The sequence below is a fragment of the Hymenobacter baengnokdamensis genome, from assembly GCF_008728635.1.
Taxonomy (GTDB): Bacteria; Bacteroidota; Bacteroidia; order Cytophagales; family Hymenobacteraceae; genus Hymenobacter; species Hymenobacter baengnokdamensis.
Map to the genome: position 1 here is coordinate 1361210 of NZ_CP044285.1, position 13166 is coordinate 1374375.

Genomic DNA, 13166 nt, shown 5'->3' on the forward strand with positions numbered 1-13166 from the left:
CAGATAAAATGCGGGGTGAGTGCAGGTTTTATAAGCCGGGGCGGGGCGAAAGGTTATGGTGTGCTACGCTAGCTAATGATGTCCGGGAACGCAGTCTTCGCCTGTCGATGAGAGATTACAAGGCAATTAACAATATTGAAAAGCTCTAGATACTGGGGGCGCATAATCTCCTTAAGCTTGTCATTTACGAATGATAATTTTATTTCGTCGGCTGGCGCACAGTGGATTATATGAATTAAGTGTGCAGGGTTAGACCGCGGCCAAGATGGTGGTAAACATGCGTCAATATCTAGGCTAGAGGCGAGGGCAGTACGCACGGCAGTAAGCATCGCAATGACCGATAGAGATTTATGAAATAAATCAACCGCCCGGTTGCCTAGTTTAGGTTCGGTGGCTTGCAGCCAAACAGAATAGTCCTTTAGCTCAGCGATGTAAAGATGTTGGTTGCTAGGCTCATACCAGCCTATATCCATTTCACCTAGGTTATGAGCAGAGCGGCGTTGGTAGCCAACACAATTTTCAAAAGCAAAATATTCATAGCCGGTCAGGTCAAGCGTAATCGCTGACTCGGTAAATGGCATGGTGAAATTTTGTTTCATTTGCTCAGTGCGGCAGCTATTTCCTGGTCAAACATTTCAAGCGCCGCATCTACAATAGGATTAGCCGGTAAGCCATCCCGTAAATCAGAAAACATAGGTTGTACTAGGCCATCTGTAGCTTGTGGTACTAGCGAACAGCATTGCATACTAAGCTTAGGATTTTGCTGAGCACAAATGACAAGTTGTTTGGCCACGAAGTAATTATGCGAAGTGAGGAATATCTGTACGCCAGCTTCTGCCAAGTTTACCAGCATACCCATTAGGGCGCGGATGGCTTTAGGGTGAAGAGCAGTTTCGGGTTCGTCTAAAAATAGAATGGTGCCTTTATGAAGCTGGCGGTTGCGGATGAGCGTAGTCAAGATACCAATTTTCTTGATGCCTTCTGCCGTGAGAGCCATTGGGAATTCCTGTTTGCCCTTGAAAAAAACGAACCTCTCCTCTTTTTCAGTTTGACGGATTTCACCACTAAATAATTCTTCTAATGCAGTATTAACGCGCTTCAATGCCTGGGCATAGTCACCCCGACCAGTTGGCACATCTAGGCTATTGATTAAGTCGAGGTAAGTGTCATCAAATCCTAATAAATCGTTTGGGTCACGGGTGAACCGAATAGCTCGGAAGGCAGTTAAGACTTCTTTAGCCGGTATGAAAAGGGCATTGAAACTAGCATCAGCCAATTCCAAATGCTCATTGACATCAGCTACAGTAGTACGCGCCGACTCTGTGAACGAAGCGACTAAGTGTGGCTTAAGTCCATCAACTGTACTAAAAGTTAGCTCTAAGCTAAGCTTCTCCTTACTTCCTTTGGTTACAAGAGAACCAATGCCAGTGGTAACGCGAGGCTGAAAAACGGTATCGAGCTTTTCACTGAAAGTATTTTTGAAAAGTGGTGATTTAGTGGTTGCGTAACGACTACGACTAACAATTTCTAGTGATTTGCTAGCCGCATATAATAGTCGAAGCACACCCGTTTTACCCGTATCGTTCTCCCCAATAATTAAATTAATATTGCCTACGTTGGATAAATGAAATTCCGATAGGCGGAGAAAATTGCGGATTGTGATTTTCTCAAGCATCAGGAATCAATTTAGGTTGATAATTAGTTAATAGGCCCAAAACTACAACGCGGCGGCCCCGTTGCCGGAGCCGCCGCGTAAATATTCGAAAAATAAGTTATTTGGGCAGCGTGGCGCGCACGGCTTTCACGTCGGCCACCTGCACGGCGCTGGCTTTGTTGCCGAAGTTGTTGCGCACGTAGGTGAGCACGTCGGCTATCTGCTGGTCGGTGAGGTAGTTCTGGGCGGGCATGTGCTGCTTGTAGTCGTTGCCGTCGATTTCGATGGGCTCGGCCAGGCCGGCGAGCACGATGTGGGCCAGCTTGGCCTTGTCGCCGAGCACGTAGCTGGTTTTGCTGAGCGGTGGGTTCATGTTGGGTACGCCGCCGCCATCGGCCATGTGGCAGGTGATGCACACGTTCTTATACACCACCGCGCCACGTGTGAGAGACGCGGCCATTGCCGGATTGGCTTTGGTGCTGGTTTTCTTCGGGGCCGGGCGGTGCTGGGCTTGCAGCGAGAGCACGCCGCCGGCCAAGGCTAGCGCCAGGAAAGCTGATTTGAAAGTCATTATTTCTTAGCGGTATACACGATGCGGTAGATGGTGCCTTTCTGGTCGTCGCTCACGTAAAGAGAGCCATCGGGACCCTGGGCGAGGCCGCAGGGGCGGTGGTCGGCGCGGCCGCTGGCCGTTTTCTCCGCCGAGCCCGAGAAGTTATCGGCAAATACTTCCCACTGCCCGCTGGGCTTGCCATCCTTAAACGGCTGAAAAACCACGTAGTAGCCGGCCTGCGGCTCGGGCGCACGGTTCCAGGAGCCGTGGAAGGCGATGAAGGCGCCGTTGCGGTACTTGGCCGGGAACATCGTGCCGGTGTAGAAGAGCAGCCCATCGGGCGCCATGTGGCCAGGGTAGGCCGCCGCCGGGTCGATGTAGTTGCCGGTAGCCTCTTTTTTGCCATCGCCGCCGTACTCGGGGCCCTGCATCTTCTTGTGTTGCAGCTGGTCGTAGTAGAGGTAGGGCCAGCCGGCGTTGTCGCCTTTCTTGAGAGCGTACAGGCACTCGGCAGGCAGCTGGGCTGATTGCTTTTCGGTGTAGAACTGGGGCCAGTTATCGGAGAGCTGGTCGCGGCCGTGCTGCATCACGAAGAGCTGGTTGTCCTGCGAATTCCAATCCAGGCCCACCACGTTGCGCAGGCCGGTGGCGTAGCGGATGCCATCGGGGTAGCGCTGGTTGAGCTTATCGGCCTTAAACTGCCAGATGCCCCGGCCGAGTCCAGAATGGGGCAGTTCGGAATACCCTTCGAGCCGCGCGTGCGGTCCTGCTCCTGGCAGGCGTTGGCGTAGGCGCCGATGTTGACGTAGAGGTTGTCGGCGTTATCGAGCACGATGGATTTCGACTCGTGCTGGCTGCCCACTTTCAGGCCGCGCACCAGCAGCTCGGGCTTGGTGGGGTCGGTCACTTCGCCCTTGGCGTCGAGCTTGTAGCGGTACACGGCGTGGTCGGACGAGGCGTAGAGGTAGCCGTTTTTCTCGTACATGCCCGTGCCGCCGTAGTCTCCGAAGCCGCCCGTCACGGTGGCTTTGCCATTGGCCTGGGGTCGTAGCTCCAGGATGCCTTTACCGTCTTTTACTTTATTCAGCTTTACATATATAATTCCCTGGGGCGTGACGGCGATGTGGCGGGCCCGGCCGCCGGTTTCGGCCACTTTGAGGGCGCCGAAGCCGGCGGGCAGCTTCAGGCCGGCATTGTCGGGGTCGGGGGCTACCGTGACGTTGGTCTGGCTGGCGAGCAGCGCCAGGCTGCCGGCCAGAGCAGGCACGGCCAGCAGGTAGCGGGGAGAAAAGAAACGCATAAGGCGAGGAGATAAAGGATTGAAGAAAAGCTTGCAGTCAGCACTTCCCCCAACTGCAACTAGTGGGAGAAGGTTGGGCCTGACCCCACTTTTCGGTAAAAGTCAAGTAAAGGTGCGGCGGGTTGCGCCAGCGGGCGGGCTAATGGGCCGGCGGCTCGGGGGTGGTCAGCAGCTGCACGGGCTGGCGGCCCCCGAGCCGCACGCGCAGCCAGGCGGCCAGGCGCTGCTGCTCGGGGGCAGGCAGTGGGTGGCGCACCCCCAGGGCCACCACCACGGTGGTGTCGGCGCGCAGCGAGTCGGCGGCCGGCCGCACCAGGTAGCTCAGGCCCAGCTGGCGCACGGTTGGGTGCTGAGCCTGCACCTCGCGCAGCAGCGTGGCGGCGGCTGGCAGGCGGGGTGCCAGGGTATCGGGCCGGTTGGCCAGCAGCTGTTGCAGCTGGGCCAGGCGGCTCTCGTAGGTCAGCAGGGTGTGCTCATTACGGCTGCGCAGGTCTTCGAGCAGGCTGGAGCGCATGGCCTGCGCATCGGCCGAGTCGACGCGTGCCAGGCCCTGGCGCACCGTAAGCTGCACGCCTTGCAGGCGGTAGGTGGCCAGCCGGGCACGGGCGGCGCGGAGCTGGCCAAGCGTGAGGTGCTGGCCGGCCAGCAGTACGTTGATGGTGCGCGGGCCGGGCAAGATGCGGCTCGTGACCACGTAGGTGCCGGGCTGATTCAGCTGCTCGTCCACAAAGCGCTCGGCGTTGTGGGTGAAAGTGTCATCGCGCACAATGCCAACAGCCAGGTACACGCTGGGTGCGGCCGTGAGCAGGGCCAGCCCCCAGATGATGACCCGCACGCGCCGGGTGCGCCGCGGGCTGTCAAACGTGTGCCGGGGTACTGGCAGAATGCGCACTACCAGGAAAGTAGACAGGCTGATGAATACGCAGTTAATTGAAAATAAGTACAGTGCGCCGCCGGCGTAGGCCCAGTGCGCGGTGGCCAGCCCGTAGCCGGCTGTGCATAGCGGCGGCATGAGCGCCGTGGCAATGGCCACGCCCGGAATCACGTTGCTGTGCTCGCGCCGGGTAAGGCCTACCGCCCCGGCGGCTCCGCCAAACAAGGCGATGAGCACATCCCAGGTAGAGGGCTGGGTGCGGGCCAGCAGCTCGGAGCCGGCGTCGGTAAGGGGCGTGAGGCGAAAGTAAAGCGCCGACACCACCAGGCTCAGTACCGTGGCCGTGAGCAGGCTCTTGAGGCCGCGCCGAATCAGGGCCTGCTCCATGGTGGCCGCGCCGTAGCCAATGCCCACGATGGGCCCCATGAGCGGCGAGATGAGCATGGCCCCGATAATGACGGCCGTCGAGTTCACGTTCAGCCCCACCGAAGCCACCAGTATGGCGAAAAGCAGTACCCACAGGTTGGTGCCCTGAAACGGAATACCTGTCTCCACGTAGGTCCGAATCTCGGCCGGGTCGGCCATGTCTTCGGTCAGCAGAAAGCGTTTGTGCAGAAAGCGCAGCAGGGTAGCAAGCATATAGGAACGATGCCACGAGGCAGGTGAAAATGGGGGCTTGCGCGGGGCCGCGCTTAGCTCCGTACTTCACCGCGGTGATTCAGCACCGGCAAAATGCGCTGCCGAAGCTCGCTTATAATGAAGCCTAAGCTAAGCACGGCCAGAAACGGCCCTCAGGCCCCGGGGAAATTACGGCCAGAAAGGCCAGGCTTAGGGGGTGTTAGCGAAGAGCTGGTAAATATGGCCTGGGTCAAATAGCCAGTGGGTAACCAGCGCATAAACCAGCCCCAGCCCAATGGCGAATAGTAACGGGTAGCGCTGCCGTGAAATCATACCGTAGTTTTGGCCTCAAGTCTTGCCGCTCGCAAGGTAGTATTGCTATGTCTACTGCTCCGCCGCCCACCATCCTGTTCCTGCACGGCTTCGGCGAAAGCCGCGAGGTCTGGACGGAATTCACCCGGCCTTTTCCGGCCGGCTACCGCCTGCTCACGCCCAATCTGCTGGGCCACGGCACCAACCGTGCCGCCGTGTCCGACTTCAGCATGGAAGCCCAGGCGCGCTACGTAGTCAGCTACCTCGACCAGAAAGGCTGCCCCGGCCCGGTGCTGGTGGTGGGCCACAGCATGGGCGGCTACGTGGCCCTGGCCCTGGCCGAGCGCTACCCCGACCGCGTGGCCGGCCTGGCTCTCCTCAACTCCACGGCCTACGCCGACACCGACGAGAAGCGCCAGAACCGCGAGAAAAACATCGGCTTCGTGGAGCGCCACGGCCTTGAAAAGTTTATGGACAGCTTCGTGCGCCCGCTCTTCGCCCCCGCCAACCGCGACCGCCTGCCCGAAGCCCTGGCCCTGCTCGAAGACATTGGCAAGGCCACGCCCGGAGCAACTATTGCCGGAGCGCTGCGCGGCATGGCCGCCCGCCCCGACCGCACGGCCGTGCTGCGTACGGCCCATTTTCCGGTGCTGCTGGTGGCTGGCAGGCACGACGTGGCCGTGCCTCTGGCCGACTCTATTGCGCAAGCGGCGCTGGCGCCCACGGGCGCGGCGCTCTTCCTGGAAGGCAGCGGCCACCAGGCGTACCTGGAGCAGCCCGAGGCCACCCGCCAGGCCGTGCTGGCGCTGGCCGGGGCGGTTTTTGCAGCGTGAAGGAGGTGGCCTATTGAATCCTGAAAGTAAAAGGCAGCACGTAGCCTACCCGTACCGGGCGGCCTTGTTGGCGGGGTGGGGTCAGGGCATTGGGTAGGGAGTTGAGCACGCGTAGGATTTCCGCATCCAGGGTGGGGCTGACACTGCCCACGATGCGGCGCCGCTCCAGTGCGCCGGTCTCGCTCACCTCAAAATAGGCGAACACTACCCCCTGGCGGCCGTGCCGCAGGTCGTCGACGGGGTAGCGTACCTGGGTTTGCACGTAATAGCTAAGGCTGGATACCGGCCGCCCCTGAAATTTCTGGGCCGGAAATGTAGGGCTCTCTTCGCTGTAATTGAGCGCCGGAGGCACCAAAGCCGGTCCAAAGGTTAAAGGCAGCGCTACGGTAGTGGGAGCTGATTTATTCTGGCCGGGTGCACCGGTACCGAGCTGCCAGGCGGGCAGCAGCTGCTCCAGCTGGCTGGCCAGTACCTGCACTGCCGGCATAGAAGTGAGGGCGAAAGCCGGTGAGCCGGCGGGCGGCATCAAAAAATAAGATTTCTGAGTCCGCCCCTGGTCGTCCAGCTCCAGGCGAAGAAAAACCTCGCCAGTCAGCGCCGGGCCGGCCTGGCGCTGCACCCGCGTGAGCAGAGCCTGCAACGAGTCGGGTCCACCCGGAAAGCGAGGGCCGGTGTAGGCCGTAGCGGTGGGGTCGTTGCCAAGCAGGGCCATGGCCGGTGCCGTTTGCGCACGTGTGGTAAAGGCTGCCAGCCCCCAAAAGAGGACTGAGAAACAGGCCACCGTCTGGCGGCACAGCCGCTGAATAAAAAAATGCCGCATAGCTGGTGAATAGTCGTGGCCCAATATAGCTTAGGCAAGTTCATGCAGCCCCAGCGCTAAGCATATGCCGGCCCGAATAAACCGGGTTGTGCGGCGCAGTCTACCGGCATAGCCTCGGCTATACGCTGCCTCGACAGTAACTTCGTATGGCCTTAACTATAAATTCCGGTTTACTGATTGATTTCTAATGACTACTTATTTACTGTCACTAGCCTTATTGCTGGGCTTAAGCAACGCAGCGGTTGCCCAGGCCCAGGGTGCTTCAACTACGCCTGTTAGCCCTGCTGCTACGCTGGCCGGCGTGCCGGCGCTGCCCGGCGACCACGGCGGCCTATACCTCAACTGGAGCTACAACCGCGACTGGTATACCAAATCGGATATTCGCTTTAAGAATGATAAGTCGGATGACTATGACTTTACCTTTCACAACGCCGTAGCGCACGACCATCCCAGTATGAGCGACTTCTGGAAGCTCAACAACCTGACCGTGCCGCAGTACGACCTCACGGTGGGCTACATGTTTCACGACAAGCACGACCTGGGAATCGAGGTGAGCTGGAACCACCTCAAGTACGTGGTCGATGACAACCAGGTGATGCGCGTGTCGGGTGAAATCCGGGGCTTTAAGTTCGACCGCGACACGCTTGTGACGCCCAATTTTGTGCACTTGCAGCATACCAATGGCAACAACTACCTGATGGTGAACCTGGTAAAGCGCCACGAACTCACGGCCGGCCGCCACGTAACCCTGAGCGCCGTGGGCAAGGTGGGCGGCGGCCCCATGATATCATATACCATTTCCTCTATATTTACCAGCCACGCCGAGGGGCCTTTTCACTACGAAGGTTGGGTAGTAGGGGCCAGCGGCGGCCTGCGCCTGGAGCTCTACCGCTATTTTTTCCTGAATACCGACTTTCAGGGCGCGTTTGCTAACTACACCAACAGCTACATCGGGGCCGACCGGCTGGGCCGCGTTACGCACCATTTCGGCTCGGGCCAGCTGATTTACGGCTTCGGGTTTAACGTGCCGATTTAAAAGAGTTATGAGTTAAAAGTTATGAGTTGGTAAGACCAGCTTATCCCCTGATTCATAACTTTTAACTCATAACTCACAACTCTTTTAAACCAGCCCGGCCAGCTTCTCAATGCCGGGGCCCAGCACGAGCTTGTCGTCGGCGCCGAGCCAATCGGTGAGAATGCTGGCGTAGAGGCTGCGGAAGTCGAGCTGGTAGCGCAGGTCGCCCTGGTCGAGGTCCTGGAGGCTGGCGGGTTGGTTGAGCAGGCCGGGCTTGCGCAGCGCGCCGCTCAGCAGAAACACGTTGTTGGCGGTGCCGTGGTCGGTGCCGTTGCTGGCATTCTGGCTCACGCGCCGGCCAAATTCGCTGAAAACCATCACCAGGGTATTGTTCCACTCGCTGCTTTTCTGCAGGTCGGCGGCCAGGGCCGCGAGGCCATCAGACAGCTCGCCCAGCAGCTGGGCCTGGCGGCCGTGCTGCCCCACGTGGGTGTCGAAGCCCGATAAGGCCAGGTAGTACACCCGCGACTCTACGCCCGAGCCGATAAGCTCGGCGGTGGTTTTGAGGTTGCGGCCAAAGTCGGTGTTCGGGTAGGTGGCCGTGCTGTTGTGGATTTTCGACTTCTCGTATAAGTAGTCGGCCGACGAGGCGGTTTCGGCCAGCGTCTTGTACAGGTAATCCAGCTCCGAGCCCGCCGGCGCGGCCGCCTTCTCCTGGCTTAGCCGGCTGAGGTAGCGGCTTTGGGTAAGCTGATGAAACTTGCCTGGATTCTTAAGCGCCAGGCCGTTGCGCTGCGCGCCCTTCAGCGCCAGACTCAGCGTATCGTCTATTTCGAGGGCCTGGTAGGCGGGCGCGCCGCCGGCGCAGTTGCTGTCGAGGTAGCGGCCCAGCCAGCCGGTGCTCAGCAGCTGCTCCGAACCCGAGCCGCTCTGCCAGATGTCCATCGAGCGGAAGTGCGAGCGGTCGGGGTTGGGGTAGCCCACGGCGTTGCAGATGGCCAGCTGCCCCTGGTCAAACAAGCCCTTCAGGCCCTTCATCGACTGGTGCAGCGCCAGCTCGTCGCTCACGGGCAGCAGGCCATCGGCTTCGCGGAGCGCCAGCGTGGGCCGCGCCTTGTAGTACAGGTCGTTGCGAAACGGCACGATGGTATTCAGGCCATCATTGCCGCCGCCGAGCTGCACCACAATCAGTCGCCGCGCCGCGCCGCCCGGCGCATCGCGCAGGCGGGCCGCCAGCTGGTTCTCGGGCCGGTCGAGGGCGTGCAAAAACTTGGGCACCAACAGCAAGGTGCTGGCCAGGGCAGAGGCTTGGAGGAAGTCGCGGCGTTGCATAATATACTATATTATTAATATTTTAAAAGCGACCCTTTAAGGCTTCACAGTCACGCACTGACAGCGCGACAAAACATTGCTATGCCAGCTGATACTCGGGCAGACTCAGCAAGCTCACCAGCGTATTGCGCAGGCGCTCTTCGGGCGTGGCGGCTTTGGCGGCGGCCTGCTGCACCAGGGCCAGGTTTTCGGGGCGCAGCGGGGCTTGCAGCAGAAAATCGGCCAGCAGCTGCGGCTGGCTTTCCGGTGGTGCCCCGCCCAGCAGCTGCTGAATGGGGGCCAGCGGCAGGTGGGTAGTCTCGGTGGTTTTTACCGTGCGCTCCCTGCCGGTGGTTTGGGGCGTGATGTCGTTCTCATCGTCTTTGAGGCGCACGGCAAACTCGGCATTTTTAAACAGAATGCTCGGCAGCTGCAGGCGCAGCAGCAGCGACGACGAGTCTATCCAGGCGCGGCCGCCGGGCCAGCCCGCCACGTTGGGCGGCATAAAAAGCGTCTGGCCCAGTGCTTTCTGGTAGCCCAGCAGCTGCCTGTCGTTGTCTACCTTCAGGTTGAGGGTGCGGCGCAGGCCCGCCACCAACACCACCGGCGACTTAATAATGGTGGCCATAGCAGCCGGCTCGTAAAACCAGTCGGCCGAGAACATGCGCTCCAGCAGGTCGCCGATGTCGTAGTGGCTTTTGCGGAAAGCGGCGGCCAGCGGCTCGATGTGGGCCGGGTTGGGCACGTCGTTCACGAAGAAGCGGTACAGCTTCGTCACAAGGAACGTGGCCGCCGCCGGCTGCTGCATAATAATGCGCAGCGCGTCTTCGCCCCCGAAATTGCCGGTTTGCCCCAGCAGGGTTTTGGGGCCGGCGTCGTGCTGGCGCTCCCGAAACGTGAAGCGGCTTTGCGCGTCGTAGCTCCAGCCGGTAAAGGCGCGGGCCGCCTCTTTTACGTCGTTTTCGGTGTAGTTGCCCCGGCCCAGGGTAAAGAGCTCCATTACTTCGCGGGCGAAGTTCTCGTTGGGATGCTCCTTGCGGTTTTGCTGGTTGTTCAGAAATTGCAGCATGGCCGGCTCCTGGCTCACGGCCAGTAGCAGGTCGGGAAACTTACCCAGCGCCTTTTCCCGAATGGTATTGAGCAGGGCCAGGCTGTCGTCGGGGCGGCGGGTGCGGCAGGCAAAGTGCCCGTGCCAGAACAGCGCTACCTTCTCGCGGAGCTGGCCGGGCGAAGTCGCCATCTTATCCATCCAGGCCGTGCTCATGCCAATAAAAGCATCCCGGATGGCCTCATTTTGCAGCTTGCGCTGCTCGGGGGTGAGGTCGGCCCGGCGCAGCTGCGGCACGCCCTGGCGGCGCAGGGCCAGCGCCGAGCGCGGGCGCAGCGCGTCTACGGCCGCCGGGGGCGCGTCCATCCGGGCCGGGCTCAGGGTGCCCGGCTGCGCCGAGCTGGCGGGCGCGGGCGCTGCCGCTGCCGGCCCGGCTGCCAAGGTAGCCGGAGCCGCCGGCACGGCCATCACGGCTCCCTGGGGGTCGTTGTAGGAAAGTGCGGCGCTCGTAATGGGCTCGTAGGTGCGGGCCTCGTGCAGCAGCTGCCGCAGGGCCTTGCTGGGGCTGAGGCCGGCGGCCACATCCTGGGGGCGCGGCCCGAAGCCGGCCCGCCAATACAAATGCTGGAGCTGCTGTGCGTTCATGGCAGTTGGAGGCTAATCAGCGGCCAAGGTTTAATGGAGCAGCCAGCCGCCGTGGTACTAGCTGCAAAAAGCAATAAAACAGTTCCCAGGTTAGGGAGCGGGGCGGGCTGCTGGCTTTTCGCCCCGCTCCCTAACCTGGGAACTACTACGTTTGGTACGTCACGACCTGCCCGCTTACCGTAGTGGTGCCGGTGGTCGGGTCCGTGCTGTGGCAGCCGGCGAGCAGTAAGCACAGCAGCCAGAGGGAAAGTAGGGGGCGCATCGGTTAGAAGGGAATGCGTACCGTGACCGTGTCGAGGGGACCAGGGTTGATGACTTGCGAAGACTGCCGGTCCATACCATTCTCTGTTATCGCCCAAACTATTTCCCCTGGTAAACTTGCGAGTTTCGGCCGGATTAAGGTAGTATCGCGTGGGTAATACAATCTATCACCATTCCCTTCATAGCCGGACAAGTAAATGCTTATTCTACTTTTAGGAGGCTCATCGACAAGCTGGAGCTTGACCCAGGCGGGGGCGTAGGTTGGGATAGTAATATTGTTGTTCGTACGCCCAGCCGTGAGGCTGGGCGCCCGGCCCCAGTCGGTGATATAGCCGGGGGGCGCAGAGGCCATGAGCAGGTAGCCAAACTTGCTGTCGGCGTTGAAGTCGAAGGCAAAATGCCCCTGCTTATCGGCGGGGAAGGGAGTGCCCACGGGCACGTAGCCGCCGCCCGAGCTAAGGTGATAGACCTGCACGGTGGCGTTGGGCACAGGCTTGTTGGTCTGGTTCTCCACGACCTGCCCACTTACCGTAGTGGTGCCGGTGGTCGGGTCCGTGCTGTGGCAGCCGGCGAGCAGTAAGCATAGCAGCCAGAGGGGAAGGAGGGAGCGCATCGGTTAGAAGGGAATGCGAACTGTGACCGTGTCGAGGGCTTTGGATTGAAAATGTTTATTATCAGACCTTATCTGTCCTTGTTCATCAATCCACCAGAATACCGCAGAATCAGAGCCCGCAAAAAGTGGACGAACCACAGTTGTGTCTTTTGGATAATAAAATGTATCCCCAGAGCCCTCATAACCTTGAGTATGAACTACTACCTGACTCTTTGGCGGTTCATCGACCAATTGGATTCTAACCCAGGCGGGGGCAAGCACGGGGAGCAACACGTCCGTATTGCTACGCCCAGCCGTGAGACTGGGGGCGGTGCCCCAGTCGGTGATATAGCCGGGGGGCGCAGAGGCCATGAGCAGGTAGCCAAACTTGTTGTCGGCGTTGAAGTCGAAGGCAAAATGGCCCTGCTTATCGGCGGGGAAGGGAGTGCCCACGGGTACATAGCCGCCGCCCGAGCTGAGGTGGTAGACCTGCACCGTGGCGTTGGGTACGGGCTGGTTGGTCTGGTAGGTCACCACCTGCCCACTTACCGTAGTGGTGCCGATGGTCGGGTCCGTGCTGTGGCAGCCGGCCAGCAATAGGCATAGCAGCCAGAGGGGAAGGAGGGAGCGCATCGGTTAGAAGGGAATCTGCACGGCCACAGTGTCGAGCGGACCAGGCTTTACCTCTTGATAACCTTGCGATGAACTGCCGGTTGCTTGGTCTATGATTCCCCACGCGACAGATGTCTTAACTCCAATAGCTTGAGTGGGACGAATTAGGACAGTATCTTTAGGGTTATAAATTAACTCGCCAGAGCCTGAATAGCCTTGTATGGTAATAGAATACCTTTTTAAGTGTGAGGTATTCATAAGCTGGAGCTTAAACCAGGCTGGGGCATAAGTTGGGATAGTGATGTCTCCGTTAGCACGCCCAGCCGTGAGGCTGGGTGCCCGGCCCCAGTCGGTGATATAGCCAGGAGGCGCAGAAGCCATAAGCAAATAGCCAAACTTGTTGTCGGCGTTGAAGTCGAAGGCGAAATGCCCTTGCTTATCAGCCGGAAAGCCCGTGCCCACGGGCACGTAGCCGCCGCCCGAACTGAGGTGATAGACCTGCACCGTGGCGTTGGGTACGGGCTTGTTGGTTTGGTACGTCACCACCTGCCCGCTTACCGTAGTGGTGCCGGTAGTCGGGTCGGTGCTGTGGCAGCCGGTGAGCAATAGGCACAATAGCCAGAGGCCGCAGCCGAACGAGAAAAAGGAATGACGTTTCATATAGCGTAAGCTGAGTGGAAATAAGAGAAGAAGATATTGTAGTAGTCAGGCTGGGGTT

The 13166-nt window shown here is 59.8% G+C and carries 14 protein-coding genes; 2 read left to right on the forward strand and 12 right to left on the reverse strand.

What is annotated here, in order from left to right; genetic code table 11:
- Positions 1–68: 68 nt before the first annotated feature.
- The 6 genes from F6X24_RS05775 to F6X24_RS05795 all read right to left on the reverse strand — a co-directional run bounded on the left by F6X24_RS05775 (position 69) and on the right by F6X24_RS05795 (position 5020).
- Positions 69–599, reverse strand: coding sequence for a hypothetical protein (locus F6X24_RS05775; protein ID WP_151087107.1), 531 nt, complete (start codon positions 597–599; stop codon positions 69–71).
- On the reverse strand, positions 596–1675 hold the full coding sequence (locus tag F6X24_RS05780; RefSeq protein ID WP_151087108.1) for an AAA family ATPase: 1080 nt from the start codon (positions 1673–1675) through the stop codon (positions 596–598). The genes F6X24_RS05775 and F6X24_RS05780 overlap by 4 nt, the downstream gene beginning before the upstream one ends.
- A gap of 97 nt (positions 1676–1772) precedes the next feature.
- Complete coding sequence (locus tag F6X24_RS05785; RefSeq protein WP_151087109.1) at positions 1773–2225, reverse strand: c-type cytochrome; 453 nt, start codon at positions 2223–2225, stop codon at positions 1773–1775.
- Positions 2225–2839, reverse strand: coding sequence for a PQQ-dependent sugar dehydrogenase (locus tag F6X24_RS19095; RefSeq protein WP_229725379.1), 615 nt, complete (start codon positions 2837–2839; stop codon positions 2225–2227). Before F6X24_RS19095 ends, F6X24_RS05785 begins: the two co-directional genes overlap by 1 nt.
- A complete protein-coding gene (locus F6X24_RS19100; RefSeq protein WP_229725381.1) occupies positions 2794–3507 on the reverse strand; it encodes a hypothetical protein in 714 nt (237 codons plus the stop codon). The genes F6X24_RS19095 and F6X24_RS19100 overlap by 46 nt, the downstream gene beginning before the upstream one ends.
- Before the next feature lie 139 nt (positions 3508–3646).
- Positions 3647–5020 (reverse strand): DUF389 domain-containing protein, encoded by a 1374-nt coding sequence (locus F6X24_RS05795; protein ID WP_151087110.1) that lies wholly within the window; start codon positions 5018–5020, stop codon positions 3647–3649.
- Between the two features lie 359 nt (positions 5021–5379).
- On the opposite strand from F6X24_RS05795, the gene F6X24_RS05800 reads away from it, so the two are divergent.
- Positions 5380–6144 (forward strand): alpha/beta fold hydrolase, encoded by a 765-nt coding sequence (locus F6X24_RS05800; protein ID WP_151087111.1) that lies wholly within the window; start codon positions 5380–5382, stop codon positions 6142–6144.
- A gap of 10 nt (positions 6145–6154) precedes the next feature.
- Here the strand turns inward: F6X24_RS05800 and F6X24_RS05805 are convergent, their stop codons facing one another.
- Positions 6155–6964, reverse strand: coding sequence for an energy transducer TonB (locus tag F6X24_RS05805; RefSeq protein ID WP_151087112.1), 810 nt, complete (start codon positions 6962–6964; stop codon positions 6155–6157).
- A 187-nt stretch (positions 6965–7151) separates the two neighbouring features.
- Between F6X24_RS05805 and F6X24_RS05810 the strand changes: the two genes are divergently transcribed.
- Entirely contained in the window at positions 7152–8000 is an 849-nt protein-coding gene (locus F6X24_RS05810; RefSeq protein WP_229725383.1) for a hypothetical protein, read from the forward strand.
- A gap of 84 nt (positions 8001–8084) precedes the next feature.
- Here the strand turns inward: F6X24_RS05810 and F6X24_RS05815 are convergent, their stop codons facing one another.
- From F6X24_RS05815 to F6X24_RS05835, 5 genes are all read right to left on the reverse strand, one after another.
- A complete protein-coding gene (locus F6X24_RS05815; RefSeq protein WP_151087113.1) occupies positions 8085–9311 on the reverse strand; it encodes a DUF1501 domain-containing protein in 1227 nt (408 codons plus the stop codon).
- Between the two features lie 79 nt (positions 9312–9390).
- Positions 9391–10983 carry a DUF1800 domain-containing protein gene (locus F6X24_RS05820; protein WP_151087114.1) on the reverse strand — a complete coding sequence of 531 codons (1593 nt, stop codon included), beginning with the start codon at positions 10981–10983 and terminating at the stop codon, positions 9391–9393.
- 265 nt (positions 10984–11248) lie between these two features.
- Positions 11249–11857 (reverse strand): carboxypeptidase-like regulatory domain-containing protein, encoded by a 609-nt coding sequence (locus F6X24_RS05825; protein WP_151087115.1) that lies wholly within the window; start codon positions 11855–11857, stop codon positions 11249–11251.
- A gap of 3 nt (positions 11858–11860) precedes the next feature.
- Positions 11861–12469, reverse strand: coding sequence for a carboxypeptidase regulatory-like domain-containing protein (locus F6X24_RS05830; protein WP_151087116.1), 609 nt, complete (start codon positions 12467–12469; stop codon positions 11861–11863).
- A gap of 3 nt (positions 12470–12472) precedes the next feature.
- Positions 12473–13108 (reverse strand): carboxypeptidase-like regulatory domain-containing protein, encoded by a 636-nt coding sequence (locus F6X24_RS05835; RefSeq protein WP_151087117.1) that lies wholly within the window; start codon positions 13106–13108, stop codon positions 12473–12475.
- Between the last annotated feature and the right edge of the window lie 58 nt (positions 13109–13166).

Bases quoted from the DNA above. Each gene is read 5' to 3' on its own strand.
- F6X24_RS05775 (WP_151087107.1), bottom strand. From the start codon at position 599: ATGAAACAAAATTTCACCATGCCATTTACCGAGTCAGCGATTACGCTT.
- F6X24_RS05780 (WP_151087108.1), bottom strand. From the start codon at position 1,675: ATGCTTGAGAAAATCACAATCCGCAATTTTCTCCGCCTATCGGAATTT.
- F6X24_RS05785 (WP_151087109.1), bottom strand. From the start codon at position 2,225: ATGACTTTCAAATCAGCTTTCCTGGCGCTAGCCTTGGCCGGCGGCGTG.
- F6X24_RS19100 (WP_229725381.1), bottom strand. From the start codon at position 3,507: ATGCGTTTCTTTTCTCCCCGCTACCTGCTGGCCGTGCCTGCTCTGGCC.
- F6X24_RS05795 (WP_151087110.1), bottom strand. From the start codon at position 5,020: ATGCTTGCTACCCTGCTGCGCTTTCTGCACAAACGCTTTCTGCTGACC.
- F6X24_RS05800 (WP_151087111.1), top strand. From the start codon at position 5,380: ATGTCTACTGCTCCGCCGCCCACCATCCTGTTCCTGCACGGCTTCGGC.
- F6X24_RS05805 (WP_151087112.1), bottom strand. From the start codon at position 6,964: ATGCGGCATTTTTTTATTCAGCGGCTGTGCCGCCAGACGGTGGCCTGT.
- F6X24_RS05810 (WP_229725383.1), top strand. From the start codon at position 7,152: ATGACTACTTATTTACTGTCACTAGCCTTATTGCTGGGCTTAAGCAAC.
- F6X24_RS05815 (WP_151087113.1), bottom strand. From the start codon at position 9,311: ATGCAACGCCGCGACTTCCTCCAAGCCTCTGCCCTGGCCAGCACCTTG.
- F6X24_RS05820 (WP_151087114.1), bottom strand. From the start codon at position 10,983: ATGAACGCACAGCAGCTCCAGCATTTGTATTGGCGGGCCGGCTTCGGG.
- F6X24_RS05825 (WP_151087115.1), bottom strand. From the start codon at position 11,857: ATGCGCTCCCTCCTTCCCCTCTGGCTGCTATGCTTACTGCTCGCCGGC.
- F6X24_RS05830 (WP_151087116.1), bottom strand. From the start codon at position 12,469: ATGCGCTCCCTCCTTCCCCTCTGGCTGCTATGCCTATTGCTGGCCGGC.
- F6X24_RS05835 (WP_151087117.1), bottom strand. From the start codon at position 13,108: ATGAAACGTCATTCCTTTTTCTCGTTCGGCTGCGGCCTCTGGCTATTG.